The 22,798-nt window shown below is 69.9% G+C and carries 20 protein-coding genes and 1 pseudogene; 3 read left to right on the top strand and 18 right to left on the bottom strand.

Annotation, left to right across the window (positions count from 1 at the left end; genetic code table 11):
* The 4 genes from V5A19_RS10980 to V5A19_RS10965 form a co-directional block, all read right to left on the bottom strand.
* A partial coding sequence (locus V5A19_RS10980) for an ATP-dependent DNA helicase (protein ID WP_332327801.1) occupies positions 1-1,640 on the bottom strand: 1,640 nt, incomplete at its 3' end.
* A 143-nt stretch (positions 1,641-1,783) separates the two neighbouring features.
* Positions 1,784-3,187 carry a cysteine--tRNA ligase gene (gene cysS, locus V5A19_RS10975; RefSeq protein ID WP_332319311.1) on the bottom strand — a complete coding sequence of 468 codons (1,404 nt, stop codon included), beginning with the start codon at positions 3,185-3,187 and terminating at the stop codon, positions 1,784-1,786.
* Positions 3,188-3,432: 245 nt separating this feature from the next.
* Positions 3,433-4,836, bottom strand: coding sequence for a glutamate--tRNA ligase (gene gltX, locus V5A19_RS10970; RefSeq protein WP_332319310.1), 1,404 nt, complete (start codon positions 4,834-4,836; stop codon positions 3,433-3,435).
* A 162-nt stretch (positions 4,837-4,998) separates the two neighbouring features.
* A complete protein-coding gene (locus V5A19_RS10965; protein WP_332319309.1) occupies positions 4,999-5,850 on the bottom strand; it encodes a type 1 glutamine amidotransferase in 852 nt (283 codons plus the stop codon).
* Between V5A19_RS10965 and metK the strand changes: the two genes are divergently transcribed.
* Together metK and V5A19_RS10955 are read left to right on the top strand one after the other, a co-directional pair.
* Positions 5,843-6,994: a methionine adenosyltransferase gene (gene metK / locus V5A19_RS10960; RefSeq protein WP_443081448.1), complete on the top strand. Its 1,152-nt coding sequence runs from the start codon at positions 5,843-5,845 to the stop codon at positions 6,992-6,994. The two genes, V5A19_RS10965 and metK, sit on opposite strands and share 8 nt — an antisense overlap.
* 174 nt (positions 6,995-7,168) lie before the next feature.
* Positions 7,169-8,182: a hydroxyacid dehydrogenase gene (locus V5A19_RS10955; RefSeq protein WP_332319307.1), complete on the top strand. Its 1,014-nt coding sequence runs from the start codon at positions 7,169-7,171 to the stop codon at positions 8,180-8,182.
* Here V5A19_RS10955 and V5A19_RS10950 read toward each other — a convergent pair.
* The 14 genes from V5A19_RS10950 to V5A19_RS10885 form a co-directional block, all read right to left on the bottom strand.
* Positions 8,179-8,391, bottom strand: coding sequence for a DUF2970 domain-containing protein (locus tag V5A19_RS10950; RefSeq protein ID WP_332319306.1), 213 nt, complete (start codon positions 8,389-8,391; stop codon positions 8,179-8,181). The genes V5A19_RS10955 and V5A19_RS10950 overlap by 4 nt on opposite strands.
* Before the next feature lie 37 nt (positions 8,392-8,428).
* Positions 8,429-9,157 carry a sulfate transporter CysZ gene (gene cysZ / locus V5A19_RS10945; protein WP_332319305.1) on the bottom strand — a complete coding sequence of 243 codons (729 nt, stop codon included), beginning with the start codon at positions 9,155-9,157 and terminating at the stop codon, positions 8,429-8,431.
* Between the two features lie 51 nt (positions 9,158-9,208).
* The gene (locus V5A19_RS10940; protein WP_332327800.1) at positions 9,209-10,390 is read right to left on the bottom strand and encodes a cation:proton antiporter; all 1,182 of its coding nucleotides are present in this window, start codon (positions 10,388-10,390) and stop codon (positions 9,209-9,211) included.
* An 87-nt stretch (positions 10,391-10,477) separates the two neighbouring features.
* A complete protein-coding gene (locus V5A19_RS10935) occupies positions 10,478-10,771 on the bottom strand; it encodes a Na+/H+ antiporter subunit G (protein WP_332319571.1) in 294 nt (97 codons plus the stop codon).
* 10 nt (positions 10,772-10,781) lie between these two features.
* Complete coding sequence (locus tag V5A19_RS10930) at positions 10,782-11,051, bottom strand: K+/H+ antiporter subunit F (RefSeq protein ID WP_332319570.1); 270 nt, start codon at positions 11,049-11,051, stop codon at positions 10,782-10,784.
* Complete coding sequence (locus V5A19_RS10925; RefSeq protein WP_332319569.1) at positions 11,048-11,542, bottom strand: Na+/H+ antiporter subunit E; 495 nt, start codon at positions 11,540-11,542, stop codon at positions 11,048-11,050. The genes V5A19_RS10930 and V5A19_RS10925 overlap by 4 nt, the downstream gene beginning before the upstream one ends.
* Positions 11,539-13,035: a monovalent cation/H+ antiporter subunit D gene (locus tag V5A19_RS10920; protein WP_332319568.1), complete on the bottom strand. Its 1,497-nt coding sequence runs from the start codon at positions 13,033-13,035 to the stop codon at positions 11,539-11,541. Before V5A19_RS10920 ends, V5A19_RS10925 begins: the two co-directional genes overlap by 4 nt.
* Positions 13,032-13,367, bottom strand: coding sequence for a Na+/H+ antiporter subunit C (locus V5A19_RS10915; protein WP_332319567.1), 336 nt, complete (start codon positions 13,365-13,367; stop codon positions 13,032-13,034). The genes V5A19_RS10920 and V5A19_RS10915 overlap by 4 nt, the downstream gene beginning before the upstream one ends.
* Positions 13,364-16,198 (bottom strand): monovalent cation/H+ antiporter subunit A, encoded by a 2,835-nt coding sequence (locus V5A19_RS10910; RefSeq protein ID WP_332319566.1) that lies wholly within the window; start codon positions 16,196-16,198, stop codon positions 13,364-13,366. The genes V5A19_RS10915 and V5A19_RS10910 overlap by 4 nt, the downstream gene beginning before the upstream one ends.
* Positions 16,199-16,350: 152 nt before the next feature.
* Positions 16,351-16,842 (bottom strand): hypothetical protein, encoded by a 492-nt coding sequence (locus tag V5A19_RS10905; protein WP_332327799.1) that lies wholly within the window; start codon positions 16,840-16,842, stop codon positions 16,351-16,353.
* Positions 16,843-16,860: 18 nt separating this feature from the next.
* A complete protein-coding gene (locus tag V5A19_RS10900; protein WP_332319564.1) occupies positions 16,861-17,106 on the bottom strand; it encodes an FmdB family zinc ribbon protein in 246 nt (81 codons plus the stop codon).
* Between the two features lie 142 nt (positions 17,107-17,248).
* Complete coding sequence (locus V5A19_RS10895; protein WP_332319563.1) at positions 17,249-19,759, bottom strand: nitric oxide reductase activation protein NorD; 2,511 nt, start codon at positions 19,757-19,759, stop codon at positions 17,249-17,251.
* Positions 19,760-19,829: 70 nt separating this feature from the next.
* Positions 19,830-20,699: a CbbQ/NirQ/NorQ/GpvN family protein gene (locus tag V5A19_RS10890; protein WP_332319562.1), complete on the bottom strand. Its 870-nt coding sequence runs from the start codon at positions 20,697-20,699 to the stop codon at positions 19,830-19,832.
* Between the two features lie 118 nt (positions 20,700-20,817).
* The gene (locus tag V5A19_RS10885; RefSeq protein WP_332319561.1) at positions 20,818-22,203 is read right to left on the bottom strand and encodes a YhjD/YihY/BrkB family envelope integrity protein; all 1,386 of its coding nucleotides are present in this window, start codon (positions 22,201-22,203) and stop codon (positions 20,818-20,820) included.
* Between the two features lie 201 nt (positions 22,204-22,404).
* On the opposite strand from V5A19_RS10885, the pseudogene V5A19_RS10880 reads away from it, so the two are divergent.
* Positions 22,405-22,798: pseudogene (locus V5A19_RS10880) on the top strand (TrpB-like pyridoxal phosphate-dependent enzyme); the annotation flags it as partial.

Raw genomic sequence — 22,798 nt, 5'->3', positions numbered from 1 at the left:
GGCAGCTTGTCGATGACCACCACCTTCAGCGCCTCGCCGCGGACGTCCACGCCCTCCCAGAAGCTGCCCGTGCCCAGCAGGACGGCGTTGCCCAGGGACCGGAAGCGCTGGATGAGGGTGTCGCGGGGCATGTCGCCCTGCACCAGCAGGGGGAAGGCGGCCTCCCGGCGCAGGCGCTCGGCCGCCTGGTTCAGGGCGCGGTGGCTGGTGAACAGGAAGAAGGCGCCGCCGCCGGCCGCCTCGGCCACCGGCAGGGCGGCGTCCAGCAGGCGCTCGGTGTGCTCTTCCGTGCCCGGCGGCGGCAGACCCGGCGGCAGGTAGAGCCGCGCCTGCTCTTCGAAGTGGAAGCTGGAGGGCCACTGGCGGGTGACGGTCTCATCCGGCAGGCCCAGCTTGGCGCAGAAGTGGGCGAAGGACTCGCTCACCGCCAGGGTGGCGGAAGTGAACACCCACCCCTGATTGCCGGCGCCACCGGTGGCCTCCTGGAAGGGGCCGGCCACCTCCAGCGGGGTGGCGTGGACGAAGGCGCCCTTGCCGCGGGTCTCGGCCCAGAACACGTAGTCCGCGTCCTCGGCCCGGCGCAGGAAGTCCAGCCGGTCCGCCAGGTCCCCGGCGCGCTCGTGGCAGCGGGCCAGGCCCTTGCCGCGCTCGCGGTGGTGCTCCAGGACGCTGTGGAGGTGATCCACGGCGGCGCGCAGGGCGTCGGTGGCGGCGACCACGCCCTCGGCGCCCAGGGCCTGGGCCCAGGTGCCGCGCCAATCGCCCTCGCCGAAGGCCGCCCGCCACTCGTCGGCCCGCTTATCCAGGAGGTCGGCGGCGTGGCCCACCTGGGGGTCGTCGCCGGCCTCCTGGACGTACTCCTCGCGGGTGTCGCGGGCGAGCTCGCGCACGGCGTAGCTGGAGACGCTGACGCCGAAGAAGCGCCCGGCGGCGTCGGGCAGCTGGTGGGCCTCGTCGAAGATGACGGCGTCGGCGCGCGGCAGCAGGTCGGCCACGCCTTCATTCTTCAAGGCAAGATCGGCGCAGAACAGGTGGTGGTTAACCACCACCACGTCCGCCTCCTGCGCCCGGCGCCGGGCCTGGATCAGGTGGCATTCCTCGTAGAAGTCGCAGTCCGAGCCCAGGCAGTTGTCGCTGGTGGAGGTGACCCGCGGCCACACCGCGGCGTCCTCGGGCAGCGCCGACAGCTCGGCGCGGTCGCCGGAGGTGGTGGTGCGCGCCCACTCGCGCACGTAGGCCAGCTGCTGGCGGGTCTCCGGGGCCAGCAGGTGCTGGCGCTGGTGGGAGCGCTCCATCCGGTGCAGGCACAGGTAGTTGCCCCGGCCCTTGAGCAGGGCGGTGCGGAAGTCGGTGCCCAGAGCCTGGCGCAGCAGCGGCAGGTCGCGGTGGTAGAGCTGGTCCTGGAGGTTCTTGGTGCCGGTGGAGACCAGCACCTTGCGCCCGGACAGCAGGACCGGCACCAGGTAGGCGAAGGTCTTGCCGGTGCCGGTGCCGGCCTCGGCCACCAGGGTGCCCTTCTCGGCCAGCACCCGCTCCACCTCGGCGGCCATGGCCTGCTGCTCCGAGCGCGCCTGGAAGCCTTCCAGCGCGTCGGCGAGCGGGCCGTCAGGGGCCAGGATGTCGGTGGCGGATTGGGGCATGGGGCCTACTTGGGGTGGGAGAAGGACGCGCAGTTGTCAGTATTAAGTAGTTAAGTAATTAAGTTGAAGAGGCGTAAAAGCGGGTGCCGTTGCGCCTGTGGCCGTCACTTAATTACTTAACTACTTAATACTTAATTACTTTCCTAAGTCGCCCGCCGCCACACCGTCCCATCCGCTCTGTCTTCGAGCTCAATCCCGTGCTCGGCCAACCGATCCCGGATGGCGTCGGCGGTGGCGAAGTCCTTGGCCGCTCTGGCCTCACCGCGCTGGGCGATGAGGCGCTCGATCTCCTCGGCGCCCAGGCCGGCCGTGTCGCGTTGGAGGAAGGCGGCGGGGTCGCGGTCGAGCAGGCCCAGCCAGCCGCCGAGGAGCTTCAGCACGCCGGCGGCGGCGCGCGCCGCATCCGGATCGCTTTCCTTGCGCCGGTTCACTTCGCGGGCCAGGTCGAACAGCGCGGCCAGGGCCTCGGGGGTGTTGAAGTCGTCGTCCATGGCCTCGCGGAACTGGGCCACCCAGGGGCGCAGGTCCTCGTCCACGCGGTCGGGATCCTCGTATTCCACCGCCGCCACGTCCGCCAGGGCGGTGTACAGCCGCTCCAGGGCCTCGGCGGCGCCGCGCAGGTTGTCCTCGGTGTAGTTGACGGGGCTGCGGTAGTGGCTGGCCAGCAGGAAGGCGCGCAGCACCTCGGGATCGTAGGTGGCCATCACCTCGCGGATGGTGAAGAAGTTGCCCAGCGACTTGGCCATCTTCTCGTCGTCCACCCGCACGAAGCCGGTGTGGATCCAATAGCGGGCGAAGGTGCAATCAAACGCCGCCTCGGACTGGGCGATCTCGTTCTCGTGGTGGGGAAAGCGCAGGTCGGCGCCGCCGCCGTGGATGTCCAGCGGGCAGCCCAGCTCCCGGGTGGACATGGCGCTGCACTCGATGTGCCAGCCCGGCCGACCGCGGCCCCAGGGCGAGTCCCAGGCCGGCTCGCCTTCCTTGGCCGCCTTCCACAGGGCGAAGTCCAGGGGGTCGCGCTTGTCCGCCTCCGCCTCCACCCGCGCCCCGGCGCGCAGGTCCTCGGGCGACTCCCCGGCGAGCCGGCCGTAGTCGGCGAACTTGCGGACGTCGTAGTAGACGTCGCCGGCGGCGGTGGCGTAGGCATAGCCGCGCTCCTCCAGATCCCGGATGAGGCCGATCATGGCGTCCACCGCCTGGGTGGCGCGGGGCTCGGCGTCCGGGTGCAGGACCCCCAGGGCATCCAGATCCTCGTGCATGCGGGCGATGGTGCGCTCGGTGAGCGCGGCCACCGGCTCGCCGTTTTCCGCGGCGCGGGCGATGATCTTGTCGTCGATGTCGGTGATGTTGCGGACGTAGGTGACGCCAAAGCCCCGGGCGCGCAGGTAGCGCACGATCATGTCGAACACCACCATCACCCGCGCGTGGCCCATGTGGCAGTCGTCGTAGACGGTCATGCCGCAGACGTACATGCGCACATCGGTCGGGTCGGTGGGCTCGAAGGACTCCTTGCGGCGGGTGAGGCTGTTGTGGACGTGGAGGCTCATGGGAAACCCGAGGCGGAGGAAGCGCCAAGGCGCCAAAGCGCCAAGGACGGCAAAACAAATACAAAACGAATTGTCTCGAATGGTGGCGGCGGGCACAACAGCGGCCCCGGCGGGGAGCACCTGTTGTCGGAGCGGCGTCCACGCCGCGATCGGCCAGGCGGGCCCGTTAAGCGAAAGGCGATCGCGGCCTGGAGGCCGCTCCTACAGGGGCCCCGCATTCATCGGCCTTCTTGGCGTCCTGGCGTTCACCCGCCCTTCACCGCCCGGATGCGGGCCAGCGCCTTGTCGGTGCCGATCAGCGGCAGCAGGGCGCCCAGCTCGGGGCCCGAGGCCCGGCCGGTGACGGCGGCGCGCAGGGGCTTGAACAGCTGCTTGCCCTTGAGGCCGGTCTCGGCCTTGACCGCCTCGGTCACCGCCTTGGCGTCGGTGCCGTGCTCGGCCAGGGCCCGCTCGGCGGCGGGCCACAGGGCCGGGTCGGCCTGGGCCAGGACCTCGGCGGCGGCGTCGTCCGGGGCCACCTCGCCGAAGCACACCCGCGCCCAGTCCTCGCCGTCGGCGACGCGCTCCAGGTTGGGCTGGACGGCGGCCAGCCACTCCTCCCGGCGCTCCGGCGGCACCTCGGTGGTCAACGCCGGCGCCAGCCAGTCCCAAAGCTCGTCCAGGGGCGCGGCCTGGATGGCCTCGTGGTGCCAGTGGTCGAGCTGCTCCGGGTCGAAGCGGGCCGGGGCCCGGGACAGGCGGTCCACGGCGAAGTGCTCGGCCAGGCCGTCGAGGCCGAACAGCTCCCCGGACTCCAGGTGGTGGCCCAGCCGGGCCAGGTAGTTGGTGACCGCCGCGGGCAGGTAGCCGGCCTCGCGCAGCTCCGTCACCGACAGGCTGCCGCCGCGCTTGGACAGGGGGCCGCCCTCGAAGCCGGTGAGCAGGCTGATGTGGCCGTAAAGCGGCGCTTCCAGGCCCAGGGCCTCCAGGATCAGCAGCTGGCGCGGGGTGTTGGCCAGGTGGTCCTCGCCGCGCAGGACGCGGTTCACGCCCATGAGGGCGTCGTCAACGGCGTTGACAAAGAAGAAGGCCGGCGTGCCGTCCGAGCGGCGGATTATGAAGTCGCCGATCTCTTCGCCCCGGAAGGTCTGGGGCCCGCGCACCAGATCGCCGAAGGCGATCTCGCCGGCTTCCACCCGGAAGCGCAGGGTGGGCTCGCGGCCCTCCGCCGCCAGGCGCTCGCGGTCGGCGGCGGAGAGATTGCGGCAGCGTCCGGGATAGCGCGGCGCCTCGCCGCGGGCGCGCTGGGCGCGGCGAGCGGCCTCCAGCTCCTCCGGGGTGCAGTAGCAGGGATAGGCGCGACCGTCGGCCTCCAGGCGGGCGTAGTACTCACTGTAGTAGGGCAGCCGCTGGGACTGGTGGTAGGGGCCAGCGATATCGCTGCGGTCGGGGCCAGCGTCCCACGCCAGGCCCAGCCAGCGCAGGTCGGTCATCAGGGCCTCGGCGTGCTCCGGCCGGGAGCGCTCGGCATCGGTGTCCTCCACGCGCAGGACGAACCGGCCGCCGGCGGCCCGCGCCAGCAGCCAGTTGAACAGGGCGGTGCGGGCGTTGCCGAGATGGATGGGGCCCGTGGGACTGGGCGCGAAACGGGTGATGATTGGGTCGGGCATAAGCGCGCAATGGTAGCCCCGGGAGGAGGGCAAGGCAACGTTGGCAAAGGCCAGGTAAGGCCGCCCATCGTCCCTGCCATAGGCGGGCCGGTGCCCAAACCGCCGCTGTCGCCCGTCACCGGCGGTCCGGGTATGCTGGCCCGGCCGGGCCGCCAGGGAGGGTTAGGCCGAGGCCGGATCCTGCCGCGCCAGGCCCTCGATCCAGCGGCCATAGACGACATCGGCCACGCCCCGGAGGGCGTCGCAGCGCGCCGCCAGCCCCTCGGTCAGGGCGGCCGGCCCTTGAACCGTGGGATGGGCGTCGTCCAGCTCATCGGCGTTGCGCTCGCTCCAGTCCCGCACCAGCTCCGGGGTCATCTCCAGATGGCATTGGAGGGCCAGGGCCGAGCCGTGGACGAAGCCCTGGCAGGGGGTGTGGGCGTTGGTGAGGATTGGCTCGGCCCCCTCGGGCAGGGCGAACTGCTCGCCGTGCCAGTGGAAGACCTCGAAGCGGGCCGGCAGGCCGTCCAGCCACTGGTCGGCCGCGGCGCCGGCCACCCGCTCCACATCGAACCAGCCGATCTCCGGCCCGGGACCGGGGGCCACGGCGGCATCGAGGGCCCGGGCGATGAGCTGAGCGCCCAGGCAATGGCCCAGCACGGGGATGCCCCGGGAATGGGCGCGCTCGATCAGCTCCGTTTCCTCCGGGATCCAGGTAAGCGGGTCGTTGACGCTCATGGGCCCGCCCATGAGCACCAGCCCGGAGGCGCCGTCCGGACTCACCGGCACGGGGTCGCCGGCATCCACGGCGATGACGTGGTAGGGGATGCCCCGCTGCTCCAGGAACGTGGCAACATAGCCGGGGCCCTCGTGTTCCGCGTGGCGGAAGATCCATACCGGTAGCATGCAGACCCTCGGGTGGGCATTGACGGGCCGATTCTGCCCGCCCAAGGGGGGAACGTCCATCCAGCGGAAGGGATAGGCCGCCGCGGGGCCCCAGGCGCCCTGGACACAGGCCAACAGCGAGATCGCCATGAGCACCGTCCATACCGCCGAATCGGTGGCCGCCGGCCACCCCGACAAGGTCTGTGACCAGATCTCCGACCGCATCCTGGACCGGATCCTGGAACGGGACCCGCATGCCCGGGTGGCGGTGGAGTGCGCGGTGAAGACCGGGCTGGTGGTGCTGCTGGGCGAGGTCACCGCCGACACCCGGCCGGACTTCACCGCCTGGACGCGCGAGATCCTGGCCGAGATCGGCTACGACCGCGACGGCCTGGGCTTCAGCGGCGAGGGGGCGGGGGTGGTCAGCGCCATCGAGGCCCAGAGCCCGGACATCGCCCGGGGGGTGGACCGCGACGGCGATATCGGCGCCGGGGACCAGGGCATCATGATCGGCTACGCCTGCGACGAGACCGAGGCCCTGATGCCGGCGCCGCAGCACTACAGCCACCGCATCATGGCCCGCCAAGCCGAGCTGCTACACGCCGGCGAGCTCCCCTGGCTGCGGCCGGACGCCAAATGCCAGCTGTCAGTGCGCTACGACGGCGACCGGCCGGTGGGCCTGGACAAGGTGGTGGTGTCGCTGCAGCACGCCCCCGACGCCGATCCGGCCCGGGACCGGGAGACCGTGATGGACGCCCTGCTGCGGCCGGTGCTACCCGAGGGATGGCTCCCGGAGCCGGAGCGGATCCTGATCAACCCTACGGGCCGCTTCGTCATCGGCGGCCCCAAGGGCGACGCCGGCGTCACCGGGCGTAAGCTCATTCAGGACACCTACGGCCCCCAGCAACCCCACGGCGGCGGCGCCTTCTCCGGCAAGGACCCCACCAAGGTGGACCGCTCCGCCGCCTACATGGCCCGCTACGCCGCCAAGAACCTGGTAGCCGCGGGCCTGGCCCGGCGGGTCCAGGTTCGTCTGGCCTACGCCATCGGCGTGGCCGAGCCGGTGATGGTCGAGGTGGCAACCTTCGGCACCGGCACCGCCGACGACAACCGCCTGGCCGGGGCCCTGCGCGAGGTGCTCGATTTCAGCCCGGCCGGCTGCATCGCCACCCTCGACCTGCGCCGTCCCGTGTTCACCGGGACCGCCCGCTTCGGCCACTTCGGCCGCGACGGCGACGCCTTCACCTGGGAGCGCACCGATCGCACCGAGGCCCTGCGGGCGGCCCTGACCTGACCGCCTACCCCGCCAGCCAGGCCTTGATGGCGTAGATCACCCCCAGGGCCGCCCCCAGGCACACGGCGCAGACAGCGGCGATCTTGACGCCCTTGCTCATCGCCCTCTCCCGCTGGTGTTTTGGGACCCAACAGGGCCTATGATGGGCCTTTCCCCCACCCCGAGGATCCCGTCATGCGCATCGCGGTGTTCGAGCTCGAACCCTGGGAGCAAACCGCCTTCCGCGAACTGGAGGGGGCGCACACGGTCACCTACCACACCGATCCGCTGGGACCGGACAACGCCGGCGAGTTCGCCGACGTGGAGGCGGTCAGCCCCTTCATCTACTCGCAGCTGGACGCCGACACCCTGGCCGCGCTGCCCAACTTGCGGTGCATCGCCACCCGCTCCACCGGCAACGACCACATCGACCTCGAAGCCTGCCGCGAGCGCGGCATCACCGTCTGCAATGTGCCCAGCTACGGCGAGAACACCGTGGCCGAGCACGTCTTCGGTCTGCTGCTGACCATCAGCCACAATCTGACCGAGGCCATCGACCGCACCCGCCGCGGCGATTTTTCCCCCAAAGGACTGCGCGGCTTCGATTTGCGCGGGCGCACCCTGGGGGTGGTCGGCACCGGCGCCATCGGCGGTCATGTGGTGGAGATCGCCAGCGGCTTCGGCATGCCGGTGCTGGCCTACGACCTGCACCCGGACGCTCAACTCGCCGAACGCGACGGGGTCGACTACGTGGAGCTGGACGAGCTTCTGGCCGGCTCCGACGTGATCACCCTGCACCTGCCGGAGACGGAGGAGACCCACGGCATGATCGACGCCGCAGCCTTTGCGCGCATGCGCGAGGGGGTGGTGCTGATCAACACCGCTCGCGGCGGCCTGGTGGACGTGCACGCCCTGCTGCGGGCCCTGGCCGACGGCAAGGTGCGGGCGACAGGCCTGGACGTGCTGCCGGAGGAACCGGTGATCCGCGAGGAGACGGAGGTACTGCGCTCGCTATTCCAGGAGGAATACGACTACCGCACCCTGCTCGCGGACCACGTGCTGCTGCGCATGCGCAACGTGTTCATCACACCGCACTCCGCCTTCAACACCGAGGAGGCCCTGCAGCGCATCCTCGACACCACCGTGGCCAACCTCACCGGCTACGCCGCCGGCCGGCCGCAAGCGGTGGTGGCAGGCCCCTCGGCCTAACCGGTCGCCAGGCTCAGGACCAGCTGCACCACGCCCACGATGACCAGGACGAAGACCACGGTCATGATGGCCCCGGCGATGATGTAGGGACCGGCGCGGCCGCTGCCGAAGTCCCGCTCCTGGTTGGCGCGCTTCTGCACCCCGAACATGGCCGCCAGCACGCTGCCGATCACCTGCAGGGGACCGGGGCCTTTTGGGGTCTCGCTCATACCGCCCTCCTCGATCGCGGCGCCCAAGGCGCCGGTTTCAGTCGCCCGCCAGGGCCGGGTGGCGCTCGCTGTACAGCAGGGTCGAGCCCGCCACCGCCGCCGGCATGGCCGCCAGGTTGAGCACCGGCACCGCCATGGCTACCAGGGTCGCCAGGCCGAAGCCAAGGGCAACAGGCCGCTGTGCCCGCACCGCCGCCCGCTTCTGCCGGAATGAGTAGCCGCGCGCCCCCAGGGGATAGTCGGCGTACTCGATGGCCAGCAGCCAGGCGTTCAGGAATAGCCACAGCACCGGGGCCGCCAGATTGACCACCGGCACCAGGCTCAAAAGCAACAGCGGCGCCGCCCACAGCAGGGAATAAACCAGGGCCTGGGCGGCGCCGGCCACGGCCCGCGGGCCTTCCCGGAGCAGGCCCAGCCAGCCCCCTTCGGGCGACGTTCCCGCACCGGCGTGGGCCTGCACCTTCTCGGACAGGAGGTCGTTGAAGGGGGCACCCACCAGGAAGGTGAGCTGGAAGAAGGCGAACACCCACACCAGCACGATGACCACGGCGAAAAGCGGCCATAGCAGCCACTCCAGCCAGCCCCAGCCGGCGGGCAGCAGCACCGCCATCCACACGTCGAAGCCCCAGGCCAGGGCACCCACCAGGGCGACGAACACCAGCAGGCTCACCGCTACCGGAGCGGCGGCGTAGCGGCGCCAGCCCGGCCGGCGGATGAGGTCGAAGCCGCGCAGCAGGTAGCCGATACCGGCCAGGAAATCCTTCATGGTAGGCGCCCTCTCGATGGGGATGGCTTCCGCCGCCGGCGACCCGGCCCCCTAGCCCCGCGAGGCTTCCCCGGCCCGGATCAGGGCCAGCCGGGTCAGGACCGGGCCGAGCAGCTCGAACACCACGGTGGTGCCCACCACCAGCGGCAGCACGGTCTCGCCGACTTCCGGGAGCTGGTTGCCCGCCACCAGAGCCATGCCCAGGGCGACGCCGGCCTGGGGCAGGGTGGCCCAGCCCATCCAGCGGCGGATGCGGGGGGCGGCGCCGATCACATGGCCGCCCACGAAGGATCCGGTCACCAGGCCCAGGGCCCGCAAGGCGATGTAGGCACCCCCGACGACCCCGACCTGGGCCAGGGCCTCCACGTGCAGGGAGGCCCCGGCGAGGAGGAAGAACAGGATCATGAACGGCCACTCGATGTACTCGATCTCGTGGAACGGCTGCTCGTGGTGGGAGGCCAGGTTGACAATGGTGGCCCCCACGGTCAGGGCGGTGAGCAGATAGGACACCTCCAGCCACAGCGCCAGGCCGCCGGCCAGCAGAACCACGCCCAGGGCCTCCGCCTGGGTGGGCTCGCCCGGGCGCAGCCGCCCGGTAACGAAGGCCGCGGGAACGCCCACCGCCAGCCCGAGGACCAGGGCTCCGCCCAGGTCCCAGGCGCCATGCTGGATAGCCCCCAGGGCGCTGCCGTCGGCGCCCGCCGCCATGGTCTGCGCCACCGCCAGCAGCAGGGAGAAGGCGATCAGGCCCCAGGCGTCGTCGATGGCGACAATACCCAGCAGCGTCTCGGTAAACTTGCCCTCACCCCCCAGCTCCTCGACCACATTGCTGACCGCCGCCGGGGCCGTTGCCGGCCCGATGCCGGCCAGGACCAGGGCCATGGCGGGCGGCACGCCGATCAGCAAGAGCCCGAGCAGGACAAACAGGGCCACGCCGGCCACCTTGAACAGGGAGATCCCCAGGACGTTCTTGCCCACTTGGCGGAAATTAACCACGGATAGCTTGCCCCCCAGCAGAAAGCCCACCATGAGCAGGGCGATATTGCTGATCAGGGGATACCAGTCCTCCGTCCGCGCCGGCAGCAGGGCCAGGCCGCTGGCTCCGATGGCCACGCCGAACAGGATCAGAAGCGTCACCCGGGGGACGGGGATCCGCCGGGCCAGGAGGTCCCCAAACAGCCCCAGCAGGAGCAGGGCCCCCAGGATGATAAGAATCACGCCCACATTGGCCATACCGAGGGCCTCCCGGTTACCGGACGAGTGCTAAGGCGGGGGACTTGCAACGAGGGCGCCGGCAGCCCCGCGACACGGCGCCCGGGCTCACCGCCGGCGACTCTCCAGATAGAGCATGGCCTTGCCCATGAGGTGGGCGCTCACCGGAGCCGTGATGAACAGAAAGACGATGACCAGCAGCTCGTGCAGGCTCCATCCGGAGCCGTGGTGAGTGAAATAGATCACCGAAGCCAACAGGGTCCCCCCGGCGCCCAGCGTGGTGGCCTTGGTGGGCCCGTGCAGACGGGCGTAGAAATCGGGCAGGCGCACCAGCCCCAAGGAGCCCACCAGGGTGAACCCGGCGCCCACCAGCAGCAGAATCGACACCACCAGCTCGATCATGGCCGCCCCCTCATTCGATGATGTCGCCGCGCAGCAGGAACTTGGTGAAGCCCACGGTGGCGACGAAGCCGATCAGGGCGATCACCAGCGAGGCCTCGAAGAAGGCGGTGCCGCCGCGCAGGACGCCGATCAGCACCACAAGGGAGATGGTGTTGATGTACATGGTGTCCAGGCTGAGGATGCGGTCGGGCACCGAGGGCCCGCGCACCATCCGCACCAGGTTGAGGATCTGGGCCAAGATCAGCATGGCCAGCGCGGCGGTTCCGGCGTAGGCGATCACGGGAAGATCTCCTCCAGCAGGCACTCGTAGCGGTCGTGGATGCGCTCCACCAAGGCCGACTCATCGGCCAGGTCCAGGCAGTGGATGCGCAGCTGGCGGCGGCGCCGGTCCACGTCCACCGTGACCGTGCCCGGCGTCAGGGAGATGATGCTGGACAGGATGGTCACCGGCACCGCATCGCGCACGGTCAGCGGGTAGTCGATGAGGGCCGTCCGGGGCCGGCAGCGCGGCCTGAGGATAAGGGCAGCCACGGCCAGGTTGGCCACCAGGATATCCGCGAGCAGGCGCCCCAGCAGGCGCAGCCACGCCCCGGGGCGGCTCACGGCGGGGGCGCCCGGCCAGAACCGGGTGGTTACGGCCGGCAGGACCAGACCCAGGGCGAGCCCGACCACGATGGTGCCCGGGCCGATGCTGTTATTCAGCAGCACCCACACCACCGCCAGCACCAGGCTGAACACCGGATGGGGCAGCCAACGGCTGCGGTCGATCACGGTTGCCCTCCCCTATCCTCGCCGATTACGGCGGTGCGATACCCCTCGGAATGGCGGAGGTCGTCGGCCGCCGCGGCCAGCCAGCGATCGGCGGGGCCGGCGGCCGCCGCCAGCGCCACCGAGGCCGCCAGAAGCACCGCGGGCGGCACCAGGGTCCCCCAGGGGGCCGTGCGCTGCGGTCCGGAGGGCATGCCCTGCTTCCAGAACAGGGTGCTGCCCGCCCGGGCCAGGACGAACAGGGCCACCAGGGCGGCGCCCAACAGGGCTGCCCAGATCCCCAGCAGGCGCTGCCCGTGCTCCAGAGGCGCCTGCAGAATCATGAGCTTGCCCAGGAAACCGCTCAGAGGCGGCAGCCCGATGACCGCCACCGCGCCCACGGTGAACAGGGCCCCCAGCAGGAGGGGCTGGGCCAGCGGGGCTCCGGCCTGAAGACCGTCGTCCAGGGGAACCCGCTGACGGGCGATGACGCCCCCCAGCAGATAAAGGCCGGCTGTTACCAGGGTGGTGTGGACCAGGTAGTACAGTCCACCGCGCAGACCGGCTGCCTCCGGCAGGCCGAAGGCGAGCAGCAGGGTGCCCACCGACACCAGCAGGAGATAGCTGACCACGTCCGTGATGCGCTCGGCGGCCAGGGTCCCCAGGGCCCCCACGGCCACCGTCGCCAGGCCGGCGTAGTGCAGGACGGGACCGATGCCGAAGTCGAGCCCGGCGAGCACCGTGGTGTCCAGGCGCAGGATGGCGTAGATGCCCACCTTGGTCATGATGGCGAAAAGGGCCGCCACCGGCACCAGGGCGGCGCCGTAGGTGGCGCCCAGCCACACCGACAGCGGGAAGGCCGCCGCCTTGAGCCCGAATACCGCCACCAGCAGCAGAACGGCCGCCTCGGCCACCGCCCGCCCGGTCCCGGACAGCTCCGCCAGCGCCGGGCCCAGCTGGGCCATGTTGAGGGTCCCCGCAACCCGGTACAGCAGGCCCAGGGCCACCAGAAACAGCAGCGATCCCGCCAAGTTAAGCATCACATAGTGGAAGGCCGAGCGGTGCCGCCGACCGCCGCCGCCGTGCAGCAGCAGGCCGTAGGAGGCGATGAGCAGGACCTCGAAGGCCACGAACAGATTGAACAGGTCGCCCGTTAGGAACGCCATGGCCAGGCCCGCCAGCTGGAACTGGAACAACGGATGGAAGGCCCGGCCCCGCTTGTCGTCCCCCACCACGACGTAGACAAGCACGGCCGCGGCCAGCGCTGTGGACAGCGCTAACATCAACGTGCCCAACCGATCACCGACAAGGACGATGCCGTGAGGGGCCTCCCAGCCGCCCAGGCGAAAAACGGCGGGCTCGCTGGCGGCAGCGCTCAACAGCCACACCGCCACCACCGCCTGGGCCGCCAGGGCGACGAAGGCGATGACCCGCTGCGGTTCGATGCTGCGCCAGGGGACCTGGATGACACCGGCCACCAGGGGGATCAACACAGGGAGGATCAGGGCCTGGCTCAAGACTCCCTCCGCTCGCCGTCAACGTGGTCGCTCTTGAGCGAGCGGCGGTTGCGCAAGGCCAGGATGAGCACGAAGGCGGTCATGGCGAAGCTGATGACCACGGCGGTGAGCACCAGGGCCTGCGGCAGGGGGTCGGCCATGGGACCCTCCCCCGAGCCCACCAGGGGCGGCCGGACCTCGGCAGGGACGCCGCCGCCCAGGAAAAGGACCAGGTTGGCCGCGTGCGACAGCAGCACCAGGCCCAGTATCACCGGCAGGGTCCGGGCCCGGAGCAGGAGGTAGACGCCGCAGGCGGTGAGCCAGCCCACCATGAAGGCAACGGTAAGGGTCATGCGCCCTTCCCTCCGGTTTCAGGTGCGGTGGAGCCGTACGGCCGCTGCCGGCCGATGCGCTTCTGGCCCAGGCGGCCCAGCTCGGCCAGGATCAGGGTTACCGAGGCGATAACCGTCAGGTAGACGCCGATATCGAACACCAGGGTGGTATTCCAGTGGATGTCGCCCAGCAGCCGCGGGTGCCATTCACCATGGGCGGACTCCAGGAAGGCTCCTCCCCACAGCCACGGCACCATCCCGCTGACCGCGGCCAGCCCCAGCCCCAGGGCCAGCAGCACGCGATAGCGCACCTGCAGCCGGCCGCGCACCCAGCGGCTGCCGCTGGCGAGGTACTGCAGGATCAGCGCCACGCCCATGACCAGCCCGGCGACGAAGCCACCGCCGGGGGCATTGTGGCCGCGCAACAGCAGATAAAGGGAAACCAGGGTGGCCAGCGGCAGCAGGGGCCGCGACAGAGTGGCCAGGATCAGGGGATGGGCATCCGGATCCCAGCGCCGCCCCCGAAGCTCCCGCGCTGGCGGCAGGGCGAAGCCGCGTAGCATGGCGAACACCCCCAGGGCCGCGATGCCCAGTACCGTAATCTCGCCCAGGGTGTCGAAGGCGCGATAGTCCACCAGGATGGTATTGACGGCGTTGGCGCCACCGGTCTCCGCCACCGTGCGGGCCAGGTAGTCGCGCCCGATGCCGGTGGCCGGCGTTCCCTGCGCGGCCCACACCAACCCGCCCACGGTCACCCCGGCCACCCCGGCCAGCAGGGCATCCCGGCCGCGGTGCCAGGGAGTGGACTCCGGCGGCGACGATTGGGGCAGGAAGTACAGGGCCAGAAGCAGCAGGATCACGCTTACCACCTCCACCGCGAGCATGGTCAGGGCCAGGTCCGGGGCGGCGAAGCGCACGAAGGTGAGGGACACCGTTAGGCCGACTACCCCCACCCATAGCAGGGCCTGGATCCGCTGGCGTTGCTGAACCACGGTGGCCGCTCCGGCCAGGGCAACCACCAACGCCAGCAGCAAAGTGGCCAGGTCGGGCCATTCACCCCCACCGCCGGCTAGCCTGCCGCCGCTGGTCAGGAAGGCACCGCCGGCCAGGGCTACCGCGGCGGCCACCAAAAGCGCCATGTAGCGCTGCAGGGAGCCGTTCTCCCATGCCCCCAGTACCCGGCGAGCGACACGCCACAGCCCCAGCTCCACCTCGGTGAACCACTTCAGCACCGCCGGCTCTGGCAGGTAGCGGTCATGCAACCGGAAGAGGAAGCGCCGCACCCCATACAGCGTTACCCCGCCCACCATGGCGACCAAACTCATGAACAATGCCAGCGTGAAGCCGTGCCACAGCGCCAGGTCGAAATGGGGCACCCGCCCGGGCACCACGGCCTCGGCGGCGGCCGACAAGAACGGCTCCACGGTCCAGGCCGGTACCACACCCACCAGCAGGCAAAGGGCCACCAGAAGCTCCACCGGCACCTTCATCCAGCGGGGTGGCTCGTGAGGCTCTCGGGGCAGGCCCACGGGCTCGCCGTTGAAGAAGACGTCGTGAATGAACCGCAGCGAATAGGCCACGGCGAAGACCCCGGACAACGTCGCCGCCACCGGCAGGATAGTCTGCCAAGTGCCGCCCATGCCGGGCTGGAGGGTCTCGCTGAAGAACATTTCCTTGCTCAGGAAGCCGTTCAACAGGGGCACCCCGGCCATGGCACCGGCGGCCACCATGGCCAGCACGGCGGTGTGCGGCATGCGCTTGATCAGGCCGTTGAGCTGACGCATGTCGCGGCTGCCCGACTCGTGCTCGATAATGCCCGCGGCCATGAACAGGGAAGCCTTGAACACGGCGTGGTTGGCGATATGGAAGACACCGGCCACGGCGGAGGCGGGGGTCCCCATGCCGAACAGCATGGTGATCAGCCCCAGGTGGCTCACCGTGGAATAGGCCAGCAGGCCCTTGAGGTCGTGCTTGAACAGGGCCAGAAAGGCGGCGGCGACCAGGGTCACCATGCCCACGGTGGTGACGCTAAGGAACCACGCCTGCGTGCCGGCCAGCACCGGGAACAGGCGGGCCAGCAGGAAAACCCCGGCCTTAACCATGGTGGCCGAGTGCAGGAAGGCGCTAACCGGGGTGGGCGCGGCCATCGCCCGGGGCAGCCAGAAATGGAAGGGGAACTGTGCGGACTTGGTGAACACCCCCCCAAGGACCAGGCCCAGGATCCAGGGATACAGCGGATCGGCGCGCACGGCGTCGCCACTGGCGAGGACGGTAGTCAGGTCATAGCCGCCGGCGACCTCGCCCAGCAGGATCACGCCGCCCAGCAAGGAAAGGCCGCCGGCACCGGTCACCGCCAGGGCCAGACGGGCAGACTGGCGGGCCGAGGGGTCCAGGGTCCAGTAGCCGATGAGCAGAAAGGAGCTGATGCTGGTGAGCTCCCAGAACACCACCAGCACCAGCAGATTCTCAGCCAGCACCACCCCCTGCATGGCACCGGTGAATAGCAGGAACAGGGCGTAGAAGCGCCGCTGCGGGGCACTGGACGGCAGGTAGTAGTGGGCGTACAGGACGATGAGGAGGCCGATGCCTTGGATCAGCAAGGTGAACAGCAGACCCAGGCCGTCCAGCCGCAGGCTCAGATCGAGGCCCGCCGCCGGCAGCCAGGTCCAGCGCTCCACCAGCACTTCGCCCCCCATGACCGCGGGCGCCTGGAGGCCGGCCATGACCAGTCCGGCGAGCACCACGGCAGCGGCCAGACGCGCCGAAACGTGCGGCGAGCGGCCGCCTATGGCCGGAAGAAGGGCCCCCAACAGGCCGAGCAGGGGCAGCAGAATCAGGGGAGTGGATGCCATGTCGCTCCGGAGCCGCCGTGGCGGTAAGCTCTTCCCCCGGCGGGCCTGGGCCGCTCCGGGGCCGGACACGTCGGACGGGAAACCAACCGGAGCTAAGGTTAACAGCTCAGGGAAGCGGAGGGCAGGGCGGGCCCGGCACCCCCGCAGGGGGGTTAGAACATGCCGTAGGGCGTATCCACGGCATTGTCGGTGACATCGATGCCCCAATCCACCGCGAAGCTGTCGTCTTCCGGCAGCAGCAGGGCGTGGGGGCGGGCCTCGATGTCCTCATACAGCAAGAAGACCTCCTCCGGCTGACAGATACCGCCATGCCGACGCATGTGGCGAACCCGGAGGTGGTCGCGGCCCTCGACCCGGACCAGGAGGGGAAGAGGGAGCTCCAGCGGCAGGATGTGCTCTCGTACCAGCCATTGGACCGGCGCCGGCTCCCGGGGTGGCCGCCCCTGGTAAGCCGGGTGGCGCACATCGATGCGGAAGTGGCCGCCACCTCCGGGCTCGTGCACCAGCTTGCCCAGCCAGCCATCGGGGAAGCCCTGGTGAACGATCAAGCAGCAGCCCGCGTAGCGGTCGAAAAACCGCTGCCGCAAAGTGCGCGGTTTCGGCGCCGGACGGAGCGGGGCAGGAACCAGGCGTGTCAAGCTCACAGCGCGGGCCCCCCGGGCTCAGGAGTCCGCCGCCGGGCAGCTGCCCGTACCGCAGGAGGAGGCCGATTCCCGCTCCTTGGCGCTGGAGTAGCCGTCCTTGTACCAGCCCCCGCCCTTGAGCACGAAGCTCCCGGAGCTGTTGAGCTGCTTGCGCAGGCTGGCCTCGTGGCACTCGGGACACTCGTGGAGCGGATCGTCGGTCATGCGCTGCTTCACCTCGAGCTGGTGGCCGCAGGAGGCGCAGGCGTACTCGTAGGTCGGCATGGGCAGTCATCCTCCGTGGTTAGGAAACCGGTGGGCGGCGCCGGAAAAGCGCGTAGCACCTACTTATATAGGGTCAGGCGGCCCTTTTTGCAACCCTAGCGTCCTGGGGCAGATCACTAAGACCGGGCCCGGGTCGGGAAGTTCAGGCCGAGCGCAGGCGCAGGTAGACCTCCGGGAGGCGCCGGGGCAGATCGTTGACATTGTCCAGAACCAGATAGTGGCCCGGCCCGAAGATGGCCGGCAGGTAGTCGGACCCCGCGGGATCGAGGGTCAGACAAAACGGGTGGATGCCCTTGTCCACCGCCTCCTTCACCGCCATGCGGGTGTCCTCGTGCAGGTAACGCGGGTCGCCGCCATCGTCGTAATCGGCGGGGCGACCGTCCGAGAGGATCAGCAGCAGACGCCGATCGGCACCCACGTGCCTGAACCGGGCGCAGGCGTGGCGGATGGCGGCGCCCATGCGCGTGGCCAGGCGGCCGTTGATGCCCGCCATGGTGGCGCGGGCCTCGGCGTCGAGGCCCGCGCCGAACTCCTTGATGGGATAGAAGCTGACATTGTCGCGGTATTTGGAGGCGAAGCCGGCCAGAGCGAACTGATCGCCGATGGTTTCCAGGGCCTCGCTGAACAGCAGCATGCCGGCGCGCAACCGGTCCACCACCCGGCCTTCGCCGGACTCGGCCGGTGCCATGATGGAGGTGGACAGATCGGCGAGGAGCATCACCGCAGTGTCGCGATGCTGGGGCGTGCGATGCTTGTAGACGTAGGGCTCGGGGGAGCTGCCGGCCCGCTTCTCGGTAACGAAATCCATGGCCGCCTCCACGTCCAGCTCCTCGCCGTCGAGCTGACGCCGTTTGGGCGCCATGCGCTGCGGCTTCTGCATCTGCAGGGCCCGCTTGAGCCGGGTCAGTGTTGCGCCCTGCTCGGCCATGATGGCGCTTACCCCTTCGGGGTCGCGCTCGTCCAGTTCCTTTTCCTGAACCCAGGCCCAGTCGGGCTTGTAGGCCTGATCGCGGTAGTCCCACTCCGGATGCCCGGTGCCCACCTGCTCGGTGGTACGCTGGCGGCGAGTGCCCGTGACCACGGTAGCCGTGTTGATGCCGGAGCCGATGCGGCCGCCGCTGCCGCCGGTCTGCTCCGGCGGGATGGACCAGTCGGGATCCTCCTGGACGTCGGGGGACTCGTCCTGGCCGGCGCCATCCTCGTCGCGGGCCGCCTGCATTTCCTCCGCCTCCTCGGGCGTGCCCTCGCCCTCGCCGGGAGTGCGGGGATACACCGGGCGGCTGGCGTTGGGGCCGCGTCCCGGCAGATAGGCCGCGTCGCGATCGGCCATGTCCGGGGTGGGCAGTTCCGATGACGCCTCAAACAGCCGGTTGGCGATGCGGAAGGCGTGCACCAGCCGGGCATCGGGCCCCAGCAGCGGTCGCAGGCGCTCGTCGAGGGTGTCCTGGGCTAGCGCACCGCGCACGGAGGCCAGGGCCAGATCCCAGTAGGGCCGGGCGTTGCCGCCGGGCGGTACGCGGCGCCCGGCAAGTTCCAGCACACGGTGGAGGTGACCGGGGACCATGCGATCCAGGGCGGCATCCACCCGCAGGTCCTCGCACAGGTCGAACAGCAGCTGGAAGCGGAACAGCTCGTCGCCGTAGGCGGCGTACAAGGGCCGCCAGGTGATGCGCTGGTCGGCATCTACCGGCGGATGGGCCATGCCGGCCTCGGTGAACAGGGCCTCGATGGCATCGGCGTCGTAGGTGCCGAGCTCGATGTGACCGGCCACGTGGATCACCGCGGCCACGGCCTCGTCGCGATCGGGGAACACCACCGGCAGATAGATGGTGGCGCCGTCGGTGTCGGCCAGCGGCCGGCCGTCACCGGGAATCCAGGCAGCTTCGCCGAAGGGATGGCTACGGCCGAACCAGGCCTGCTGCAGCAGCTGCAGCAGGCGGGCATGGTCGCGGCTGCGATAGCCAGGCACCGCCTCCAGCAGCAAACCAATGCTCTCTGGGCTCTCCAAGCGGAAGAAGGCCTCGCCGCGCTGCCGGCTGGCCTGGAGAATGTCGCCGCCGCGACGCACCCACTGCCCCAGCCCGTCCGGCCCCACCAGGTCGCGCACCCTCATGGCGCCCGCGATGTAGCTGCCCAGGGCCACCCGGCGCTCCTGGAACAGGCGCTCCGCCGGTGCCAGCAGCTCCTCGATGCCTTCGGACCCCTTGCCGCCGGTGAGCTCCCGCCACGAGGTACGGAAGTAGGCGGTGCCGGACTCCAGATGGCGCCCCAGCCAGCGCAAGCCGATCTCGAACCAGGCCTGCTCGCCCTCGGCGCCGAGCTCGGCGATGGCCTCGCCCACCTGGGGCATGAAGGCCTCTAGGGCCTTGTCGGTGCCCCGCCAGCGTATAAAGGCCCCCGCCTGCTCCACCCAGTCCAGGCAGTGGCAGGCCTCGATGGCGGTCTCGGTGTTGCGGATGAAGGCCTTGCCTGCCTCCCGGTCGTGGAAGAACAGATCGCGGGCGTGCTCCAGCCAGTCCAAGGCCGCTTCAGCACCGAAGCGCTCGCGCACCACGGGCAGCACCTGCGACGCATCGCGGTGCGCCACGAAGCTAACGCCTTCCAGGTGCTGGCGGATCTCCTCGATGGCGAGGAGGGCCTCGTTCTCGGTCATGGGGCCTTCTTGGGGATGGCTGAAACCAGGTGAAGACACCGCGATCACCCCTTGCGATCCTCGGCGGCGGTTAGCCGGCCGGTTCCGCCTCGGTTTCGCCGAAGTGGGCGTTGACGATCTCCATCAGGGCCTCGGCCAGCTCGGGGTCGTCGGTGAGAGGCGCCACAAGGGCCGCCCGGCAGGCGTCCAGGGGCGCCATGCCGGCGTTCATGAGCTGGCCGCCGTAGACCAGGGCGCGGGTGGAGGTGGCCTCCTCCAGGCCGTGGTCCTTTAGGTTGCGGCCCTGCCGGCCAGCGGCCACCAGCTTGCGCAGGAGCTCCCCGTCCATGCCACCCACCTCCTTGCCAACGATGCCGCGCTCCACCTCCTCCGAGGGGTACTCGAAGTTGTAGGCCACGAAGCGCTGCTTGGTGGACGGTTTGAGGTCCTTGAGCACGGTCTGATAGCCGGGGTTGTAGGAGATCACCAGCATGAAGTCGGGGTGGGCGTCGATGATCTGGCCCTTCTTGTCCAGCGGCAGCTGGCGGCGATGGTCGGTGAGGGGATGAATCACCACGGTGGTGTCGGTGCGGGCCTCGACGATCTCGTCCAGGTAGCAGATGGCCCCCTCCTTGACCGCCTTGGTCAGCGGGCCGTCCTGCCACACCGTCTCCTCGCCCTGCAGCAGGAAACGCCCCACCAGATCGGAGCTGGTCAGGTCCTCGTGGCAAGAAACCGTCACCAGCGGCCGGTCCAGCTTGTGGGCCATATGCTCCAGAAAGCGGGTCTTGCCGCAGCCCGTGGGCCCCTTGAGCATTACCGGCAAGCGCTGCTGGTAGGCCGCCTGGAAGAACGCCACCTCACCGGCCTGCGCCGCGTAGAACGGGGCATCGGCGTCCTCGGGGGCCTGGATAACGTCGCGCTCGACGCCGCGCATCTTGTCGATGAACTTCTTGACCATTGCAGACTCCTCACGAGGCCCCGCCCGGCGACCGGGACCTACCGGAATATCCGAGCTTTAGAATCGGGAAAAGCGCTAATATACCAGGCCGCCCGGTTGGGGCGAAAACCCGCCCTGGTCACCCCGCCTTGGCCGGCTCCTCGGCGGCAGCTCCGGGATCGCTGGCCTTCACCACCGAGCCCAGAGTCACCTCGCCCAGCTCCCGCTCCAGCGCCTGGTCGGCCCGGTCCAGCAACTCTTCCACGGCCGGGTGGGGATGGAGCTGGTAGCGCGCCGGGGCACCTGGGCTGAAGGCCACGGCAACGCCGTCGAGGACCGCCTTGACGGTTATGCGGTCGGGATCCTTGGCCGGAAGGTAGGTGGCCGGCATCTTCAGGCCGTGGGTCTGGCGGGTAATGGCCAGCAGTCCGGCCGCTTCCAGGTCCTCCAGGACCGCTTTCAGGGGGTTGCGGGGTATCCCCATGCGCGCCTCCAGCCTCTCCAGGGTCCAGGTCTGATCTCCGCGGAAGAAGGCCTGGGTGATGAGGAACATGGCCTGCAGCCCGGCATTGCGGCGCTGGCGCCCGCGCAGGGCGGTGCCCGGCTCGGGCTGGCCCAGGTATTCGGGGTGCTGCAGGTAGAAGGTGATGCGGGCGCCGGCGAGCACGATCAGCCAGCTCAGATAGAGCCAGATCATGAACAGCAGGCCGATGGCGAAGCCGGAATAGATGGCCGCGTAGCGGGTGGAGCCGCCCACGAAGGTCCCGAAGATGGCCCCCGAAACCTGCCACAGGACACCCGCCAAGACCCCGCCCAGCAGGGCATTCCGGAGGGGCACGTGGGTGTTGGGGATGAGGCGATAGAGGAAGGTGAAAACGGCCACCACCAGGAGGAAGGGTATAACCAGGGTGGTCAGGAAATTGAGGATCAGGCCCAAGGGCCCGATGCCCCCCAGGGCCTGGAACCAGTCCGACTTCAGGACGGTGTCGGTGAGGCCGGTGGCGGTGAACACCAGCAAAGGGCCGCCGAACACCACACTGAGGTAGCCGCTGAGGCTCTGGGGCCAGCTGCGGGCCTCCCGGATGTCCCAGATGAAATTGAAGCTGCTCTCGATCTTGTAAATCAGCGAGCCCACGGTGAACAGCAGGAAGGCCAGACCCAACGTGCCCAGCACGCCCACCTCGATGTTGCCCACAAAGTCTAGGATGCGCTCGGTAAACGCCTCCCGCTGGGAACCCAAGGGCTCCAGAAAGGCCAGCAGTAGGGGCCGGAGGCGGTCGTGCATGCCCAGCGCCTGCAGCACCGAGAAGCCGAAGGCGAGCAGGGGCACCATGGCCAGCAGGGTGGTATAGACCAGGCTGGTGGTGCGTCGAGTGAGGTAGCCTTCATACAGGTCGATGCTAAGGGCCCACAGGATCTGTCCGGTCCGGACCGCCGCCGCGTGCCACCGGGGTAGCTTCGACAGATCATGCCCCCAAAGGGCCCTTTCAAGGCGGCGAAACGAGCGGGTCCAGAAATCGGCCATGGTCTCTCCGGCAATGATGGGTCCTTCCGGGCAACTGTACGCCGGTCCCCCTGGCGCTGACACCCCGGGGGCGGCTGCAGTCACCGCTGGGGGTGGGGTAGGCTGGCTGAGGACCCCCAAGATCCGGAGGAAGATCAGGGGCACCATGATCCTGCTCGCCGATCCGGGATCCCCGCGCACTGGCATATCCAGGTGGCGGACATGCCAGGCCCGGCGGCGCCGCCCCTAGGGCCCGACGGCAATCCGCTGAGCCCGGACGCCTTGTCGGCCATCTTTGCGGCCGGGATCATCGAGCAGGAGACCGCCACCGAGCGCTGGCTCCTCATCCCCGAAGCCGTTCGCAAGGCCTACACCCTGTGGCGGGCGTCGCCGGTGTACCGCACCCATAGGCTGGAACGGGCCCTGGGCACCCCTGCGCGTAGCTACTACAAGTACGCGGGGGTGAGCCCGGCCCGCTCGCACAAGCCCAATTCGGCGGTGGCCCAGGCGTACTACAACGAGCAGGCCGGGATCCGCCGGCTGGCCACCGACACCGGCCACAAAAAAGGTTCATCGCGGATTTCCGGGAAAGGCGGCCTGAATTTTGAGGAAGAAG

It is taken from the genome of Thiohalorhabdus sp. (assembly GCF_036628635.1).
In the GTDB taxonomy this organism is placed as follows: Bacteria; Pseudomonadota; Gammaproteobacteria; order Thiohalorhabdales; family Thiohalorhabdaceae; genus Thiohalorhabdus.
The sequence above is the reverse complement of the archived record's forward strand: the minus strand, read 5'-3'. Positions and strand labels throughout refer to the sequence as shown.

Coding starts and splice junctions, on each gene's coding strand:
- V5A19_RS10885 (WP_332319561.1), bottom strand. CDS start 22,203: ATGGCCGATTTCTGGACCCGCTCGTTTCGCCGCCTTGAAAGGGCCCTT.
- V5A19_RS10915 (WP_332319567.1), bottom strand. CDS start 13,367: ATGACCCTTACCGTTGCCTTCATGGTGGGCTGGCTCACCGCCTGCGGC.
- V5A19_RS10965 (WP_332319309.1), bottom strand. CDS start 5,850: ATGGCGATCTCGCTGTTGGCCTGTGTCCAGGGCGCCTGGGGCCCCGCG.
- V5A19_RS10900 (WP_332319564.1), bottom strand. CDS start 17,106: ATGCCGACCTACGAGTACGCCTGCGCCTCCTGCGGCCACCAGCTCGAG.
- V5A19_RS10955 (WP_332319307.1), top strand. CDS start 7,169: ATGCGCATCGCGGTGTTCGAGCTCGAACCCTGGGAGCAAACCGCCTTC.
- cysS (WP_332319311.1), bottom strand. CDS start 3,187: ATGAGCCTCCACGTCCACAACAGCCTCACCCGCCGCAAGGAGTCCTTC.
- cysZ (WP_332319305.1), bottom strand. CDS start 9,157: ATGAAGGATTTCCTGGCCGGTATCGGCTACCTGCTGCGCGGCTTCGAC.
- V5A19_RS10910 (WP_332319566.1), bottom strand. CDS start 16,198: ATGGCATCCACTCCCCTGATTCTGCTGCCCCTGCTCGGCCTGTTGGGG.
- V5A19_RS10895 (WP_332319563.1), bottom strand. CDS start 19,759: ATGACCGAGAACGAGGCCCTCCTCGCCATCGAGGAGATCCGCCAGCAC.
- V5A19_RS10890 (WP_332319562.1), bottom strand. CDS start 20,699: ATGGTCAAGAAGTTCATCGACAAGATGCGCGGCGTCGAGCGCGACGTT.
- V5A19_RS10940 (WP_332327800.1), bottom strand. CDS start 10,390: ATGGCCAATGTGGGCGTGATTCTTATCATCCTGGGGGCCCTGCTCCTG.
- gltX (WP_332319310.1), bottom strand. CDS start 4,836: ATGCCCGACCCAATCATCACCCGTTTCGCGCCCAGTCCCACGGGCCCC.
- V5A19_RS10935 (WP_332319571.1), bottom strand. CDS start 10,771: ATGATCGAGCTGGTGGTGTCGATTCTGCTGCTGGTGGGCGCCGGGTTC.
- V5A19_RS10950 (WP_332319306.1), bottom strand. CDS start 8,391: ATGAGCGAGACCCCAAAAGGCCCCGGTCCCCTGCAGGTGATCGGCAGC.